This is a genomic window from Rhizobium sp. RU35A (assembly GCF_900156005.1).
Classification (GTDB): domain Bacteria; phylum Pseudomonadota; class Alphaproteobacteria; order Rhizobiales; family Rhizobiaceae; genus Neorhizobium; species Neorhizobium straminoryzae.
The window spans coordinates 239,018-254,625 of record NZ_FTMR01000002.1 but is presented as its reverse complement, the minus strand read 5'-3'; the positions used below and the strand labels follow the sequence as shown (position 1 = coordinate 254,625).

14 protein-coding genes are annotated in these 15,608 nt (G+C 63.1%); 5 read left to right on the top strand and 9 right to left on the bottom strand.

Annotated features, from left to right (window positions below; translation table 11 throughout):
* Positions 1-8: 8 nt before the first annotated feature.
* The gene (locus F3H95_RS05780; protein ID WP_149745250.1) at positions 9-647 is read right to left on the bottom strand and encodes a 2-dehydro-3-deoxy-phosphogluconate aldolase; all 639 of its coding nucleotides are present in this window, start codon (positions 645-647) and stop codon (positions 9-11) included.
* Positions 648-816: 169 nt separating this feature from the next.
* On the opposite strand from F3H95_RS05780, the gene F3H95_RS05775 reads away from it, so the two are divergent.
* From F3H95_RS05775 to F3H95_RS05755, 5 genes are all read left to right on the top strand, one after another.
* The gene (locus tag F3H95_RS05775) at positions 817-1,323 is read left to right on the top strand and encodes a CYTH domain-containing protein (protein ID WP_149745249.1); all 507 of its coding nucleotides are present in this window, start codon (positions 817-819) and stop codon (positions 1,321-1,323) included.
* On the top strand, positions 1,298-2,218 hold the full coding sequence (locus F3H95_RS05770; RefSeq protein ID WP_149745248.1) for a CHAD domain-containing protein: 921 nt from the start codon (positions 1,298-1,300) through the stop codon (positions 2,216-2,218). Before F3H95_RS05775 ends, F3H95_RS05770 begins: the two co-directional genes overlap by 26 nt.
* A 91-nt stretch (positions 2,219-2,309) precedes the next feature.
* Positions 2,310-3,179, top strand: coding sequence for a hypothetical protein (locus F3H95_RS05765; protein WP_149745247.1), 870 nt, complete (start codon positions 2,310-2,312; stop codon positions 3,177-3,179).
* Between the two features lie 58 nt (positions 3,180-3,237).
* Entirely contained in the window at positions 3,238-4,977 is a 1,740-nt protein-coding gene (locus F3H95_RS05760) for a HAMP domain-containing methyl-accepting chemotaxis protein (protein ID WP_149745246.1), read from the top strand.
* Positions 4,978-5,148: 171 nt separating this feature from the next.
* Positions 5,149-6,093: a rhodanese-related sulfurtransferase gene (locus F3H95_RS05755; RefSeq protein WP_149745245.1), complete on the top strand. Its 945-nt coding sequence runs from the start codon at positions 5,149-5,151 to the stop codon at positions 6,091-6,093.
* Positions 6,094-6,133: 40 nt separating this feature from the next.
* Here F3H95_RS05755 and F3H95_RS05750 read toward each other — a convergent pair whose 3' ends face one another.
* The 8 genes from F3H95_RS05750 to F3H95_RS05715 form a co-directional block, all read right to left on the bottom strand.
* Positions 6,134-8,266, bottom strand: coding sequence for an EAL domain-containing protein (locus F3H95_RS05750; protein WP_244617900.1), 2,133 nt, complete (start codon positions 8,264-8,266; stop codon positions 6,134-6,136).
* Positions 8,267-8,457: 191 nt separating this feature from the next.
* A complete protein-coding gene (locus tag F3H95_RS05745; protein WP_244617899.1) occupies positions 8,458-8,706 on the bottom strand; it encodes a MetQ/NlpA family ABC transporter substrate-binding protein in 249 nt (82 codons plus the stop codon).
* Between the two features lie 50 nt (positions 8,707-8,756).
* Entirely contained in the window at positions 8,757-9,389 is a 633-nt protein-coding gene (locus tag F3H95_RS05740; RefSeq protein ID WP_149745243.1) for an NAD(P)H-dependent oxidoreductase, read from the bottom strand.
* Positions 9,390-9,546: 157 nt separating this feature from the next.
* Entirely contained in the window at positions 9,547-10,239 is a 693-nt protein-coding gene (locus F3H95_RS05735) for an EAL domain-containing protein (RefSeq protein WP_244617898.1), read from the bottom strand.
* A gap of 124 nt (positions 10,240-10,363) precedes the next feature.
* Positions 10,364-11,737, bottom strand: a complete 1,374-nt coding sequence (locus F3H95_RS05730; RefSeq protein ID WP_149745241.1) for a GH1 family beta-glucosidase — start codon at positions 11,735-11,737, stop codon at positions 10,364-10,366.
* A 281-nt stretch (positions 11,738-12,018) separates the two neighbouring features.
* The gene (locus F3H95_RS05725) at positions 12,019-13,191 is read right to left on the bottom strand and encodes a Gfo/Idh/MocA family oxidoreductase (RefSeq protein WP_149745240.1); all 1,173 of its coding nucleotides are present in this window, start codon (positions 13,189-13,191) and stop codon (positions 12,019-12,021) included.
* 171 nt (positions 13,192-13,362) lie between these two features.
* Positions 13,363-14,415, bottom strand: a complete 1,053-nt coding sequence (locus F3H95_RS05720; RefSeq protein WP_149745239.1) for a sugar phosphate isomerase/epimerase — start codon at positions 14,413-14,415, stop codon at positions 13,363-13,365.
* Positions 14,416-14,600: 185 nt separating this feature from the next.
* Positions 14,601-15,545, bottom strand: a complete 945-nt coding sequence (locus tag F3H95_RS05715; protein WP_143125195.1) for a substrate-binding domain-containing protein — start codon at positions 15,543-15,545, stop codon at positions 14,601-14,603.
* Positions 15,546-15,608 lie beyond the last annotated feature (63 nt).

Sequence of the window (15,608 nt, the reverse complement as noted above, 5' to 3'; positions counted from 1 at the left end):
AAAGCCGGTCAGGCCTTCAGCGCTGCGGCTTCCGATGCCAGTTTCGTGATGCCGGCCCAGTCGCCGGCGGCCACCAGATCCTTCGGGGCCACCCAGGACCCGCCCACGCAGACGACGTTCGGCAGCGAGAGATAGTCGTTCGCATTCTTCAGCGAAATGCCGCCCGTCGGGCAGAAGACGGTGCCGGCGAGCGGCGAGGAGAGCGCCTTGAGATAGGCCGCACCGCCGGCCTGCTCGGCCGGGAAGAACTTCAGCACGTCATAGCCGGCTTCGCGCAGCGTCATCACTTCGCTGGCGGTGGCGGCACCCGGCAGAAGCGGAACAGCGGAATCCCTGGCGGCAGCGAGAACGCCCGGCGCGACGCCCGGACTGACGATGAAGGTGGACCCCGCCTTGACAGCGGCTTCAAAGTCGCGGGCGTTGAGAATGGTGCCGGCACCGACATGGGCGCCTTCCACCTCGGCGGCAACCGCCTTGACGGCATCGAGGGCGGCCGGCGTGCGCAGCGTGATCTCGATCGCCTTCAGACCGCCCGCCACCAGCGCGCGCGCCAGCGGCACGGCAGAGGCCACGTCCTCGACGATCAGCACCGGCACGACCGGTTGCAGCTTCAGGATGGACAGCAGGGTCTCGGTCTTGGCACTCATCATCAAACTCCCGCTCAGAACGGATTGAACCGATTGAAAACTCCTTGGCTGACATAACGCGCACGGGAATGAGTGTCGAGTGAAAACCAGCCGACATCGCATGATGGCCTCTGGTCCTTTGTAAGCCTTTGACATAGTTTACAGTCCACAACACGCATGCGGGATGCGGATGGCCAAGGAAATCGAGCGCAAGTTTCTGGTGAGATCGGAGGACTGGCGACGCATGGCAACCTCACGCCTGCGCTTCCGGCAGGGCTACGTGGCGATCGGCGAGGATCGCAGCGTCCGTGTCCGGCTGATGGAAGGGCCGGGCGTCTCCAAGGCCAGACTCACCATCAAGGTTGGCCGCCACCTTCTGGCGCGCGACGAGTACGAATACGAGATCTCGGTTGGCGATGCCGAGGAACTGATCGTCTCGGCCATCGGCATCGTGATCGAGAAGACCCGCCATTTCATTCCCCATGCTGGTTTCACCTGGGAGGTGGACGAGTTTAGCGGCGCCTATCAGGGACTGATCCTGGCCGAGGTGGAGCTTGAGAGTCCGGATCAAAGCCCGCCGCTTCCCGTCTGGATCGGTCGGGAGGTGACGGGCGACCGGCGCTTCTCCAACATGGTCATGGCGACCGAGACCATCAGCGTGGAGCAGATGCATGGCCTTTCGCATCAGACCGTCTGAGCCCTTTCTCGATGAGTTTCGACGGGTGGCGGGGGAGCAACTGCTGAAGACGATCAACGTGCTGGAAGAACAGCCGGATGGTCCGCATGCGGCGGTGCACGCTGCCCGCAAGCGCTTCAAGCGGCTGCGGGCCCTCTATCGGCTGATCGAACCCGATGCAAAATCCTTCCGGCAGGCAGAAAATGCGCGAATCCGCGACATGGCCCGCAGCCTTTCGGCGGTGCGCGATGCCACAGCGCTGGTGGAGACAGTGGATTATCTTGCAGGCCTTGCCGTTTCGGCGGAAGAATTTGTTGCCCTCGGATTTGCCTCGCGGGCTCTCGTTGAGCGGCGCGACCGCATCGCCGCCTCCGAAATGGATTTGCCGGCCCGGATCGAGGCGGCCATCACCACCTGCAATGCCGCCATCGCAGCGCTTGACACGCTCGATCTGCCAGAGGGCAATGCACGCGCTGCAAAGCGCGTCGCCAGAGCATGGCGCAAGCAGGGCATCAAGGCACGACGCGCGCTTGACGTCTGCCGCGAGGAACCGGCTGCGGAAGCTTTTCACGACCTGCGCAAATGCGGACAGGTTGCGTGGATGCATCTGACGCTTTTGGAAGACCTCTGGCCGACCGCGCTGCAGGCGCGCCGGCGCGAGACCAAGCGGCTGGTGGACGCACTCGGGCACGAACATGACCTGAGCGTACTGACGCAGGCGGTCAATGAAAGACCCGACCTGTTCGGCGACAGCAATACGCTCGCCCTGCTGATCGGCGCGATCATCACCCGGCAGCAGGCGGTGCGTGCGGAAGCGCTCGCGCTTTCGGAGAGCGTGTTTGCGGACGACGCCGAGCGCGAGGCGGACATCGTGCGCCTGCTGTGGCGCAAGGCTGCCCGACAGCTGGGCAGCTAAGAGGCCTCACACAGAATCTGACACTCTGTCCTTCAACCAATGTTAAGCAGGCTGGGTGAGCTTTGCCCCATCGTTTCAGGGGAGAGTACCAGTGTTGAAGCACAGCCTTCTTTGCGCAATCGCGCTGGCCGCCAGCTGCCTTGTCAACAGCGCTCAAGCCGCCGACACGCTGGACATCTACTACAATTCGGCTGGCGGCAAGGAAAAGACCCTGGGTTACCAGGTCCTTCAGCTCGCCATCGAGAAATCCGGCAAGCCCTACGTGCTCAAACCCTCGCCGACCGGCTACAGCTCCAATGCCGGCATGGTGGATGCGATCGCCAATGGCGCGCAGATCGACATAGCCTGGGTCAATGCGGCCAAGGCCGTCTCCGCCAAGCTTCTCTCCGTGCCCTTTCCCATCGATCGCGGCCTCGGCGGCTACCGCCTGTTTCTGATCGATGGCGCACGGCAGGCCGAATTCAGCCGCGTCAAGACGCTGGAAAACCTGAAGGCCTTCATCGCGCTGCAGGGCACCGGCTGGGCGGATGTGGACGTGATGCGCAAATCGGGCCTCACCGTGCGCACCGGCCCTCAGAAAAACCTCTACCGCATGACGATGGGTCGCCGCGGCGACTATTTTGCCCGCGGCGTCAACGAGGCGCTGAACGAACAGGCCAAGCAGGTGGCCGACGTGCCGGGGCTGGCGGTCGAAAAGACGCTGGTGCTGCAATATCCCTCCGCCTCGATCTTCTATGTGTCCAAGTCCCGCCCGGACCTGCGCGACGACCTGATGCGCGGCCTGGAGCAGGCCTGGAAGGACGGCTCCTTCGACAAGGTTTTTCAGGCCAATCCGGACATTCGGCTCGCCTTCGACAAGGGGGACCTGAAGACGCGCACCATCCTCAAGATCCCGAACCCGAACCTGCCGGAGGACATCCTCGCGATGGACGCCCGTTACTGGTTCGATCCGCAGAAATGATCCGCGGCCGCTCCTTTCCGCTCACGACAGCCCCTTTCCCGATTTCAGGACTTTGATCATGTTCAAGAGCAAATCCATTCGCATGCAGGTGATGCTGCCGTCGCTTGCCCTCATCCTGGCCGGTTCCGTTGCCCTCAGCCTCTATTCCGGCTGGTCGCAGGCCCAGTCGACCCAGGAGATGTTCGACCACAAGGTGAGCCTCACCACGTCCATGACCACGTCCGGCGCCTCCACCGCCATGTGGCAGTTCGACAAGGGGCTGGCGCGCGATACCTTCGATCCGGCCGGCGCCGATCCGGATTTCCGCGCCGCAATCGTCCTCGATGGCACCGGCAAGCCCTTCTACACCTCCGGCGAAGCGTCCGCCGTGACCGCCGGCACAACGGCCGGTGCGACCGGGAAAGCGAAGGATGACGGCAGCAACCTGCGCTTCTCCGTGGTGCCGCTGATGCACACCGAAGAGGGCAAGGAGATGAACATCGGCACCATGGTGCTGGTCTTCGATACGCAGTCGATCCTGCGCAACACCTGGCAGTCGCTGACCGGGCTTGGCGCGATCGCGGGCCTCACGCTTCTCGCCTCGGCGCTCGCGCTGTTCTTCCTGATGCGGTCAATCACCCAGCCGCTGGTGTCGCTGTCCGGCGTGATGAACCGCCTCTCGTCCGGCGCGCTTGACACGCCGGTTCCCAATCAGGACCGCGAGGACGAGATCGGCGAGATGTCGCGCGCGGTGCAGTATTTCAAGGACAGCGTAGCGCAAGCGGCAAGCCTGCAGAAGGATGCCGATGCCAATCGCGACCTTCTGGAAGCGGAACGCCGCGCCAAGCAGGACGCCGACCGGGTGCGCGTCGAAGCGATGATGCAGGCGAATGGTGCACTCGCCGCGGGTCTGAAGGCGCTGTCACTCGGCGACCTCACGGTACAGATCAACGACCGGTTTGCCGCCGAATACGAGGAACTGCGCGACAACTTCAACGCTGCCGTGCGCCAGCTGCGCCAGACGCTGACGGTGGTGGTGGACGCCGCCATGAACATCGACGGCGGCACCCGTGACATCGCGGAAAACACCAACGACCTGTCGCGTCGCACCGAACAGCAGGCCGCATCGCTGGAGGAAACCGCAGCCGCCCTCGATCAGATCACTACCAATGTGACCGCCTCGCTGCGCCTGACGGAAGAAGCACGCCGCGTCGCGACCCAGGCCAATGACAGCGCCGTTAAATCCGGGCAGGTTGTGGCCGAGGCCGTCGAAGCGATGAGCCGCATTGAAAGCAGCGCCTCGCAGATCTCCAACATCATCGGCGTGATCGATGACATTGCCTTCCAGACCAATCTTCTGGCGCTGAACGCCGGCGTGGAAGCGGCGCGCGCCGGCGATGCCGGCAAGGGCTTTGCCGTCGTCGCACAGGAAGTGCGCGAACTGGCCCAGCGCTCCGCCAATGCGGCGCGCGAGATCAAGGCGCTGATCCAGAACTCGACCAACGAGGTGGAAGCGGGCGTTGAGCTCGTCTCCAACACCGGCACGGCGCTGACCGGCATCGGCCAGCTGATCGTCGCGATCAACCAGCACATCACCTCGATTGCGACGGCGGCCCGCGAACAGTCGACCGGCCTTTCCGAGATCAACACCGCCGTCAACCACATGGACCAGAGCACGCAGAAGAACGCCGCCATGGTGGAAGAGACGAGTGCCGCCTCGGCAGCGCTTGCCGCCGAAGCCGCCCGCCTGCGCGACCTGATGGTGCAGTTCACCCTCGACGGTCAGGCGACCTCCTATCGCACCGCTCGTGCCACCTGACACAAGTACGCTGCCATTCGACATCGGCCCTTCCGCTTGCGCGCGGAGGGGCCTTTCCTTGGCGGGTGCAGCCAATCCACAGGGATGCTGCCGGATTTGACAAAGGTCAAAGTGCGGTGAAAGCGCCGAAATCCGTTGCGTCCGGCCGGCGGAGGCAGTATTTCGCGGGGTATGACCGACAGATCCGAAAACGCCGCCGGCCCCGCATCCGGCTCCTTCCTCGTGGCCGCGCTCTATCATTTTGCCCGGTTCGACCGCTATCAGTCCGTGCGCGCGCCGCTGCAGGCGCTGTGCGAGGAAAACGGTGTGAAGGGCACCCTGCTGCTGGCCCGCGAAGGCATCAACGGCACGATTGCCGGGCCCGATGAGGGCATTGCCAAAGTGCTCGCCTTTCTGCGCGCGCAGCCGGAATTCACGCATCTGGAGCACAAGGAAAGCCGAGCCTCCAGGATGCCCTTCCTGCGCATGAAGGTGCGCCTTAAGAAGGAAATCGTCACGATGGGCGTCGAGGATATCGATCCGAACCGCATCGTCGGCACCTATGTCGATCCGAAGGACTGGAACGCGCTGATTACCGATCCGGATACCATCGTCATCGACACGCGCAACGATTACGAGACGGCGATCGGCATCTTCAAGGGCGCCGTCGATCCCAAGACCAAGACCTTCCGCGAGTTTCCGGACTGGGTGAAGAACAACAGCGGCCTGCACAACAAGCCGAAGATCGCCATGTACTGCACCGGCGGCATCCGCTGCGAGAAGGCAACCGCCTTCATGAAGGAGCAGGGTTTTGACGAGGTCTATCACCTGAAAGGCGGCATTCTGAAATATCTGGAAGAGGTGCCGCAGGAGGAAAGCCTCTGGGAAGGCGCCTGCTTCGTGTTCGATGAGCGCGTCTCCGTCACCCATGGTCTGAAGGAAGGCGATCACAAGCTCTGCCATGCCTGCCGCGAGCCTCTGACGGTGGAAGATCGCGCCTCACCTGAGTTCGAGGAGGGCGTGTCCTGCCCGCACTGCTTCGACAAGCGAAGCGAGGAAGACCGCGAACGTTACCGCCAGCGTCAGCGGCAGATCGAACTTGCCCGCAAGCGCGGCGAAACACACCTCGGCAGCTGACCCCGCGCCCCGGCATGCCACTGGAAGCGGTACTTGAGCCTCAGGCCATGCTGGAAAGCCGCGCCAGCGGCTCTTCGCCGTTCAGGATGTCGATCTCGCAGGCCGGCATGGGCTTGCCGAACAGGTAGCCCTGCAACTGGTCGCATCCGGCGATCCTGAGAGCCGTGGCCTGATCGGCGGATTCGATCCCTTCGGCGGTCACGGGGATGTCGAGCGAACGGGCAAGTGCGACGGTCGCCTGCAGCATGTCGACCGCCCGACCGCCCGCGTCAGCGGCAGACACCAGCGAACGATCGATCTTCATGCGGTCGAAGCCGAACTGGCGCAGATAGCCGACGCTCGAAAAACCCGCTCCGAAATCATCCAGTGCAATCTTCACCCCGATCGCCTTCAGCCGGTCGAGCGTTTCCCGGGCACGGGCGGGGTTCTGGATGAAATAGGTCTCCGTCATCTCGAGCGTGACACGCGAAGGCTCGGTGCCCGTGTCCCGCAACAGGTCGGCCACACGCCCGACAAAGGAGGGATCGCGGAACTGGCCGGGCGAGATATTGACCGACAGCGTCAGATGCGGCCAACGAACGAGCGCCTCGCAGGCGGTGCGCAGCACGCACAGGCCGAGCTGGTCGATCAGTCCGCTGCGCTCCGCCACGGGAATGAAAATGTCCGGCCTCACGGGCCCATGGCCCGCCCGGGTCCAGCGCGCCAGCGCCTCCACGCCACGCAGTTTCAGGTGCTGCGCATCGACCACCGGCTGGAAGGCAACCATGATCTCGTTCTGCTCGATGGCACGGCGCAGATCGATTTCCAGCTGGTTGCGCTCCTCGCGCTCGGCATCCATGGCAGGATCGTAGACACAGCAGCGTCCGCGCCCTTCTTCCTTGGCGCGGTACATGGCCATGTCCGCCCGGCGCAGAATTTCCTCGCCGGAGGCTGTGCCCCGTTCGGAAAAGGCAATGCCGATGCTACAACCGATAATGGCGACGCGCTCACCGATCGACAGGGGTTCTCCAAGGAACACCTGAATGCGCCGGGCCAGAATGTTAGCGCTGTCGGCCGCCTCGCGCCCGATGAAACCGATGGCAAATTCATCGCCGCCAAGACGTGCAAGGGCGGCTTCCTTGCCCACCAGCACCGAAAGACCGGCCGATACACTGCGGATCAGCTGGTCGCCCGTCGCATGGCCATAGGCATCATTGACCTCCTTGAAGCCATCAAGGTCAAGATAGAGAAGCGCTACATCTTCCCCGCTTTGCCGAGCGGTTTCCACCATGTCGGACAGCCGGAGGAACAGGCCGGCGCGGTTGATGAGCCCGCTCAGCCGGTCGGTGAGCGACAAACGGATAGCAGCGGCCTCATCCGCGGCAAGGCGCGCCAGCGCCTGGCTGCCGCTGACAAAGAGCAACAGGAAATAGATGGCGACCATGGCGACCGCACACCAGACGAGCGGGCGCACCTGGGCCAAGCTGATATCTCCCGGCTGGCGCGGCATCCAGGCGAGTTCCGCAACACCGCGTCCGGTGGGAGAGGTGATCTCCAGGCGATGGGTCTTGCCCTCCTCCGGCGCCTCGAGCCGAAGGCCCGGCAGAACATAGGCGCTGGAGAGACGCTGCAGCGTGCTCTCCTTCAGATGCCGCATCAGCAGCACATAGCGCCGCTCATCACCCGCGACGATCCGCTCCTCGGAGCGCATCCGCACCAGCGCCACCCCAAAGGCGGCCGTACCGCTGCCTGTCTGGGTGAAGCCGGACAGTTCCGGATAGAAATCGGCTTCGCCATTGCGGATCCGGTTCAGAAGGTACCAGACATCCTGGGTAACGTATCCTTCGACGCCGGAGGAAATCGGCTCTCCCTCCGCATGCGCGGTGATGATCCGGCCCGACGGATCCATGATGATGGCAACGTCGAAAAGTTCGCTCTTGCGCGTCATGTTGCCGAAGTTGCGAACGACCCAGTCGATATCCTTCTGGCGGTAGAGGCGTTCGGCGGCATCATCCCAGGCGGCATAATCATGCAGGGTTGCGGCCAGCTGGTCCTCGAAGGTGCGAACCGCACCGCTGACGGCCTCGCGCGAGCGCTCCTCGTCGAGGTGATTGGCATATTGCCCCACCCGGTCCAGCGCGGTGAAGACCATGCCGGTGACCGCGATCACCACGGCTGCGAAGATCAGCAGCATGGAGCGGACCGCTGAACGGCGATCGACCTTTGCAGCGGAATGTTTCAAGTTGGTCGGCACGAACCGCATGTGTCAGCCCTGGCAAGAGTCCGCACACTGCCGGTCAACTGTTTACTTTTGATTAAGAACGCAGAAAAAATCCGAGCATGTAAAAGAAAAAGGCTCCTCTCCCGCAGGAGAAGAGCCAGACTTTACAGTCGAGAAACGCATTTTACCATGCGGCGATAACGGCGCCGTTGAACTTGGTGGCAACGAAATCCTTCACAGACACGCTGTGACAGGCTTCCACGAGCGTCTTGCCCCAGGGTGACCCAGGGCGCCTCCTTGTCGGCGGCGCGAACGGCGATGACATCGATATAGCACGACTTCTCGCCTTCGCGGGCCATCGGATCCCTGGAGGGATCAAGGCCCGCTTCCAGCGCATAGTTGGCGTTGATCACCGAGGCACCGACGTCATCCAGGGCCGGCTGCCGCGCAGCACCTCAGACCATCACTTGACGGTGGTCACGAAGTCTTCGGTCGGGCGGCGGACCTTCTTCAGGTTGACCAGCCAGTCACCATCCGGCTGGCGATAGCCGAGCGGCAGCAGCGTGACGGAGCGCAGGCCGCGCTCGCGAAGGCCGAGGATCTCGTCCACCTTGGCCGGATCGAAACCTTCCATCGGGGTCGCATCGACGCCTTCGAAGGCCGCCTGGGCAATGGACATGCCAAAGCCGATGTAAGCCTGGCGGGCGGCATGGTCGTAATTCACCTGGGCATCGCGGGCCGGATAGGTGTTGAGCAGCATCTGGCGGTAGTTTTCCCAGCCTTCATTGGTGAAGTTGCGCTCCTGGTTGACGAGGTCGAACATCGTGTTGATGCGCTCGGCCGTGTAGTTGTCCCAGGCGGCGAAGACGAGCAGGTGCGAGCCGTCGGTGATCTGCGCCTGGTTCCAGGCAACCTCGCGGATCTTCGCCAGCACGTCCTTGTTGGTGACGACGATGACTTCGAACGGCTGCAGGCCGCTGGAGGTGGGCGCCAGACGCGCGGCCTCGACGATGCGTTCGACCTTGTCTTCGGACACGGTCTTGGACGGATCCATCTTCTTGGTGGCGTAACGCCAGTTGAGCTTTTCGAGAAGCATGATCTCTTCACTTTCAGACTAGTCGTGGAGGGCGCGTCCGAAGGGAGGATCAGGACGCTGGAACCCGGTTGGCCGCGTCTAGATAAAGAGCCTGAGATCCCGTACAAGAGGGCACGGAAAAGTAACCACCGGCCGGCCCCGGAAATGGCAACCGCGGTTAACGGTCCGCAAGGACCGGCACGGCCAAGGCTTCGAAGGCCGGTCGGGCAAGCGCATAGCCCTGGACCAGCGTCACGCCGAGATCCCGCAGCACCGCCAGTTCGCCCGCAGTTTCGACACCCTCGCAGACTGCCTTGATGCCGAAATCATCAAGCATGGCCAGCGTATGGCGCACCACCACCCGCTTGGCGGGTTCCCGGTCGATCTCGCGGATCAGATCCATGTCGAGCTTGACGATATCCGGCTGGAAGCGGGCAAGAAGGTTGAGCCCCGCATGGCCGGCCCCGAAATCGTCGATGGCAGTGCGAAAGCCGATGGCGCGATAGGTGCCGAGGATGTTCAGCAGATGATCGGTATCGATGCGTTCGCTTTCGGTGAATTCGAAGATGATGCGATCGGCGGGAAAACCGACTTTTTCCGCCGTCTCCAGGGTAAGGCGAATGCAGGCGCGCGGCTCGTAGACGGCATTCGGCATGAAGTTGATGGAGAGGCTTTCCGCGCTGCCCGGGGCAAACAGCCGCGCCGCCATCTCGATGGCGCGCACGCGGCATTGCTGGTCGAAGGCATAGCGGTTGGCATCGGTGACCTGCGAGAGAATGCTGCCGGCCCCCTCGCCGCTGGGGCCGCGCACCAGCGCTTCCTGCGCAAAGACCCGCCGGGCATTCACATCGACAATCGGCTGGAAGGCCATCGAAAAGGGAATATCAAATGCCTGGCCGTCCCGACACCCTGCACAAACCATTGCGCTCGCTCCTTTCGCCTTCGCAACAGACCTATCGCAGGATTGCTAACATTCCATAGCGTCGCTGCCGTCTTTACGTGGGTTTATGGTTGCCCCTCGGAAACTGCCCCGCCAGCGCGCGATACCAGAGGCCGCTCTTCTTGATGGTGCGCACCTGGGTGTCATAATCCACATGCACGAGGCCGAAGCGCATGCGATAACCTTCCGCCCATTCGAAATTGTCCATCAGGCTCCAGGCGAAATAGCCCTTGAGCGGATAGCCGTCGCGCACCAGATCGGCTGAAACGGACAGGTGTTGCGCATAGTAATCGAGGCGCGGCTGGTCATCGACGGCGCCATCCACCACGTCCATGTTGTAGCAGGCGCCGTTTTCGGTGATGTACATGTCCGGCAGGTCGAAGCGACGATAGAGATCGGCGACCAGATCGCCCATGGCGGCAGGATAGATTTCCCAGCCGATATCGGTCTTTTCCGGATTGACGAAGGGCGCGGGCAGCGTTGCCGGAAACTCGGCCTCCTCGGCCGGATCGTCGCAGACGCGCATCGGCGTGTAGTAATTGAGGCCCCACCAGTCGAGCTTCTGGCTGATCACAGCCAGATCGCCCTCTTCCACCGCCGGCATCCGGTCGCCGAGCGCCGCAAGCAGGCTTTCCGGATACTGGCCCCTGAAGACAGGCTCGAAGAAGGCGCCGTTATGGAAATCAAAGGCCCGCTCGGCCGCGGCCCGGTCGGCGACACTGTCGGAACCGGGAATGACGGCATGCGCATTCAGCACCAGGCCGACCGGCACCGTGGGCGCCGCATCGCGGATCGCCTCGACGGCCAGACCATGCGCCAGGTTGGTGTAATGCATGGCATGCAGGGCGGCCTCCATGTTGCGCTCGCCCGGCGCATGCACGCCGTAAAGGTGGCTGAGCCAGACCGAGCACCAGGGCTCGTTGAAGGTGGCAACCGCATCCAGCCGATCGCCCAGCCGCTCCATCACCACCTTGGCATAGCGCTGGAAGGCATGGGCGGTGGACCGTGCCGTCCAGCCGCCATCGCCCATCAGCGAAAGCGGCAGATCCCAATGGTAGAGGGTGGCAAAGGTCTTGATGCCACGCGCCTTGCAGCCATCGACCAGACGGTCGTAGAAATCGAGCCCCGGCTCGTTGATACGACCCACCCCTTCCGGAATGATGCGCGGCCAGGCGATGGAGAAGCGATAGCCTTCGACGCCCATCTCCTTGATGAGATCGAGATCCTCATCCAGCCGGTTGTAGTGATCGCAGGCGACATCGCCATTGTGCCGCCCGAAGACGCGGCCCGGCATGTTGGAAAAGGCATCCCAGATCGAGGGCTTGCGCCCATCGGCCTTGGAAGCGCCCTCGATCTGGAACGCGGCGGTCGCGACACCGAACAGGAAATCGCCCGGAAAGCGGTCGGCAAGGGTTTTGGGGTCGATCATCTGGCGTCCCTTCGATCATGCGCTGCGACGCCAGGCGCCGCCCACTTAAAAAATTCAACGCAGGATTTAGAACAATCGCAGATAAGCGGAAAGACAGAGCCGCCATAAAACCTGCAACGTTGCAGGAAGGGAACATTTTTCGGAGGTCGGGCGCTGTGAACGGGCCTCGCTTCGGCCCGCTCTTTGAGCCTCTCCCCGCATTCGGGGAGAGGGAAGAATGTCAACAGACCACAGTCGGAACCTGATACGATGGCCTGCAAACGATGCGCCGCCGGATGCGGTTACACCTTCACCCAGGCACCATTCGCCTTGCCGCTTTCAATGATGGCGCTGACGAAGGCGACACCTTTCACTCCGTCATCGACCGTCGGATAGGTGACGGCAGGATCGACGGATGCGCCGGAGCGGGCAGCGATGATGGCGGCGGCGGCTTCCGAATAGATCGTCGCAAAGGCTTCGAGATAGCCTTCCGGATGGCCGCTCGGAATGCGGGTGACGCGGGCTGCGGCCGCCCCTGCCCCGGCGCCAGCGCGGGTGATCAGCTGCTTCGGCTCACCGAGCCGCGTGAACCACAGATAGTTCGGATCGGCCTGCGTCCACTCGATGCCGGCCTTGGTGCCGTAGATGCGCACCTTCAGGCCATTCTCGTTGCCGGTCGCCACCTGGCTGCACCAGAGCAGACCCTTCGCACCGCCTTTAAACCGCAGCATCACATGCGCATTGTCATCCAGCCGGCGGCCTTCCACGAAGGTGTGGACGTCGGCGGCCAGTTCATCCAGTTCAAGACCCGAGATGAACGAGCCGAGATTATAGGCATGCGTGCCGATGTCGCCCGTCGAGCCGCCGGCACCGGATTGCGCGGGGTCCGTACGCCAGACCGCCTGCTTGGCTCCGGTCTGCTCCACCGGCTCGGCCAGCCAGTCCTGCGGATATTCCATCTGCACCAGCCGGATCTCGCCCAGCTCGCCCGCCTGCACCAGTTCGCGGGCGTGGCGCACCATCGGATAGCCGGTGTAATTGTGGGTGAGGATGAACAGCGCATCCGCCCTGTCCGCCACGGCCTTCAGCGCCCTGGCATCCTCCAGGTTGGACGTCAGCGGCTTGTCGCAGATCACGTGGATGCCGCGTTCCAGAAACGCCTTGGCGGCGGCAAAATGCACATGGTTCGGCGTGACGATGGAGACGGCCTCGATGCCATCAGGACGTGCCGCTTCCTTTTCCGCCATTTCCGCGAAGGAGCCGTAGGAGCGGGAGGGATCAAGCCCCAGATCGCGTGCCGATGCGAGCGCCTTTTCCGGCGTGGATGACAGGGCGCCCGCCACCAGATCGTAATGGTCGTCCAGCCGGGCCGCCATGCGATGCACAGCCCCGATAAAGGCGCCCTGCCCGCCGCCCACCATGCCGAGACGGATTTTGGGCGCACGCTGTTCGGATTTGCTTGCTTCAATGGTCATGAAATGTCTCCTCCTCGATATATGTGCGCAAATTCCCCCTCTGGCTGCCGCCATCTCCCCCACAAGGGGGGAGAGATCAGGCGGCACCGTCTCCGCCAATCGCACTGACAGCGGCCGGGTTAAGCCCCTCCCCCTTGTGGGGAGGGGTTGGGGGCGGGGTCTTTGTCGTCGTTACAATCCCAGCATCCGCCGGTTGGCAGCCTCATCCGTGCCGCCGGCGGCGAAATCGTCAAAAGCCTTTTCCGTCACCCGGATGATGTGCGCCTTGACGAATTCGGCGCCTTCGGCCGCGCCATCCTCGGAATTCTTCAGCGCGCATTCCCATTCGACCACAGCCCAGCCGTCGAAATCATTGGCCGTGAGCTTCGAAAAGACGGCGCCGAAATCCACCTGGCCGTCGCCCAGAGAGCGGAAGCGGCCGGCGCGGTTGACCCAGCCCTGATAGCCGCCATAGACGCCCTGCCGTCCGGTCGGGTTGAACTCCGCATCCTTGACGTGGAACATCTTGATGCGGTCCTTGTAGATGTCGATGTTATCGAGATAGTCGAGGCACTGCAGTACGTAGTGGGAAGGGTCGTAGAGCATGTTGGCGCGCGGGTGGTTCTTCACCCGTTCCAGGAACATCTCGAAGGTCACGCCGTCATGCAGGTCCTCGCCCGGATGGATCTCGTAGCATACATCCACGCCCTGCTCCTCTGCGAAATCGAGGATCGGCTGCCAGCGCTTTGCCAGCTCATCGAAAGCGGTTTCGACAAGGCCCGCCGGGCGCTGCGGCCAGGGATAGATATAGGGCCAGGCGAGTGCGCCGGAAAAAGTGGCATGCGCCTTGATGCCGAGATGGCGCGAGGCCTTCAGCGCCATCTTCACCTGCTCCACCGCCCAGGCCTGACGTGCCTTGGGATTGCCGCGCACTTCCGGTGCCGCAAAACCGTCAAAGGCTTCGTCATAGGCCGGATGCACCGCCACCAGCTGACCCTGCAGATGGGTGGAAAGCTCTGTCACCGCCACACCGTTTTCACGCGCGACGCCGGCGAACTCCTCGCAGTAATCCTTGGATTCGGACGCCTTCTTCAGATCGAACAGCTGTCCGGCCCAGGTCGGCACCTGCACGCCGACATAGCCCTTATCCGCCGCCCATCTGGTGATCGCGTCCCAGGAATTGAACGGCGCGGCATCGCCCGCGAACTGGCCGAGAAAGATGGCGGGACCCTTGATCGTCTTCATGAATGTCTCCTCCCTGAGAATTCCTGTAACGTTGCAGTCAGGGCTACCCGACTTTGTGTCGGGAAACAACTGCACATTGCTGTGTCATTTCGCCATCCGCAGCCAGGAGCAGACGCAAGGCGGCATCGGGACGCCCCGCCCGGCAGGATCCGGGCGAGGCGTCGTCGTCGAGATAGAGCGTCGGATCAGAAGGGCGAATCCGGGAAGTAGTAGTTCTTCGCATTGTCCTTGGTCACCAGCGTCGCATCCAGCGTGTAGGTGCCGTGGACCGGGATCTGGTCGTAGATGGCAGCCGCCGTCAGTTCCATGGCGGTGCCCACCATCGACGGCGGATAGAGCACGTCGACCGGGATCATCTTGTCGCCATCCATGACCTTCTTGATCATGTCCTTGGAGCCGGCGCCGCCGATGACATACTTGATATCGGTGCGCTTGGCCTGTTCGATGGCCTGCAGCACGCCAACTGCCATGTCGTCATCCTGGCACCAGACCACGTCGATCTTCGGATACTTGGTGAGGAAATCCTGCATCACCTTGAAGGCATCGTCGCGATTCCAGTTGCCGAACTGGCGGTCGAGGACCTTCACCTTGGAGCCGGCAATCGCCTTGTCGAACCCGTCCTGACGCTGCTGGTCGATCGGGATCGGCAGACCGCGGATGACGACGACCTGCGCTTCCGGCGAGTTCTTCCTGATGTATTCGCCGGCCACCTGACCCAGCGCCGGATTGTTGCCGGCAACGTAGAGATCGCGCACGGACGTGTCGTTCGAGGACGGGGCACGATCGACGATCGAGACGAACTTGCCCTTGCCCTTCACCTCCTTGATGGCGTTGACCAGCGGGTCCGGATCGGTCGGCAGGATGACAAGCGCATCAATGCCCTGAATCTCCAGATCCTGCAGCGCGTTCGCCTGGGTTGCCGGATCCGGCGAGGTCTTGACGATGACCTTGAGGCCCGGATGCTCCTTCATCAGAAGCTGCGCCACGCGGTTGGCATGGTAGACGACGCCCGCCGTCCAGCCGTGATCGGCCGCCGGAATGGAGACGCCGATGGTCTTCGTATCGGCCGCCTGCGCCGCGCCGGCGATGGCCGCGACAGCAAGCGCCAGGCCGAGAATTGTCTTGTGCATGTTCTTCCTCCCAGAAGACGGGGACTTGAGGCAGACGGAACCGGGCGCCCCCATGACACGCCC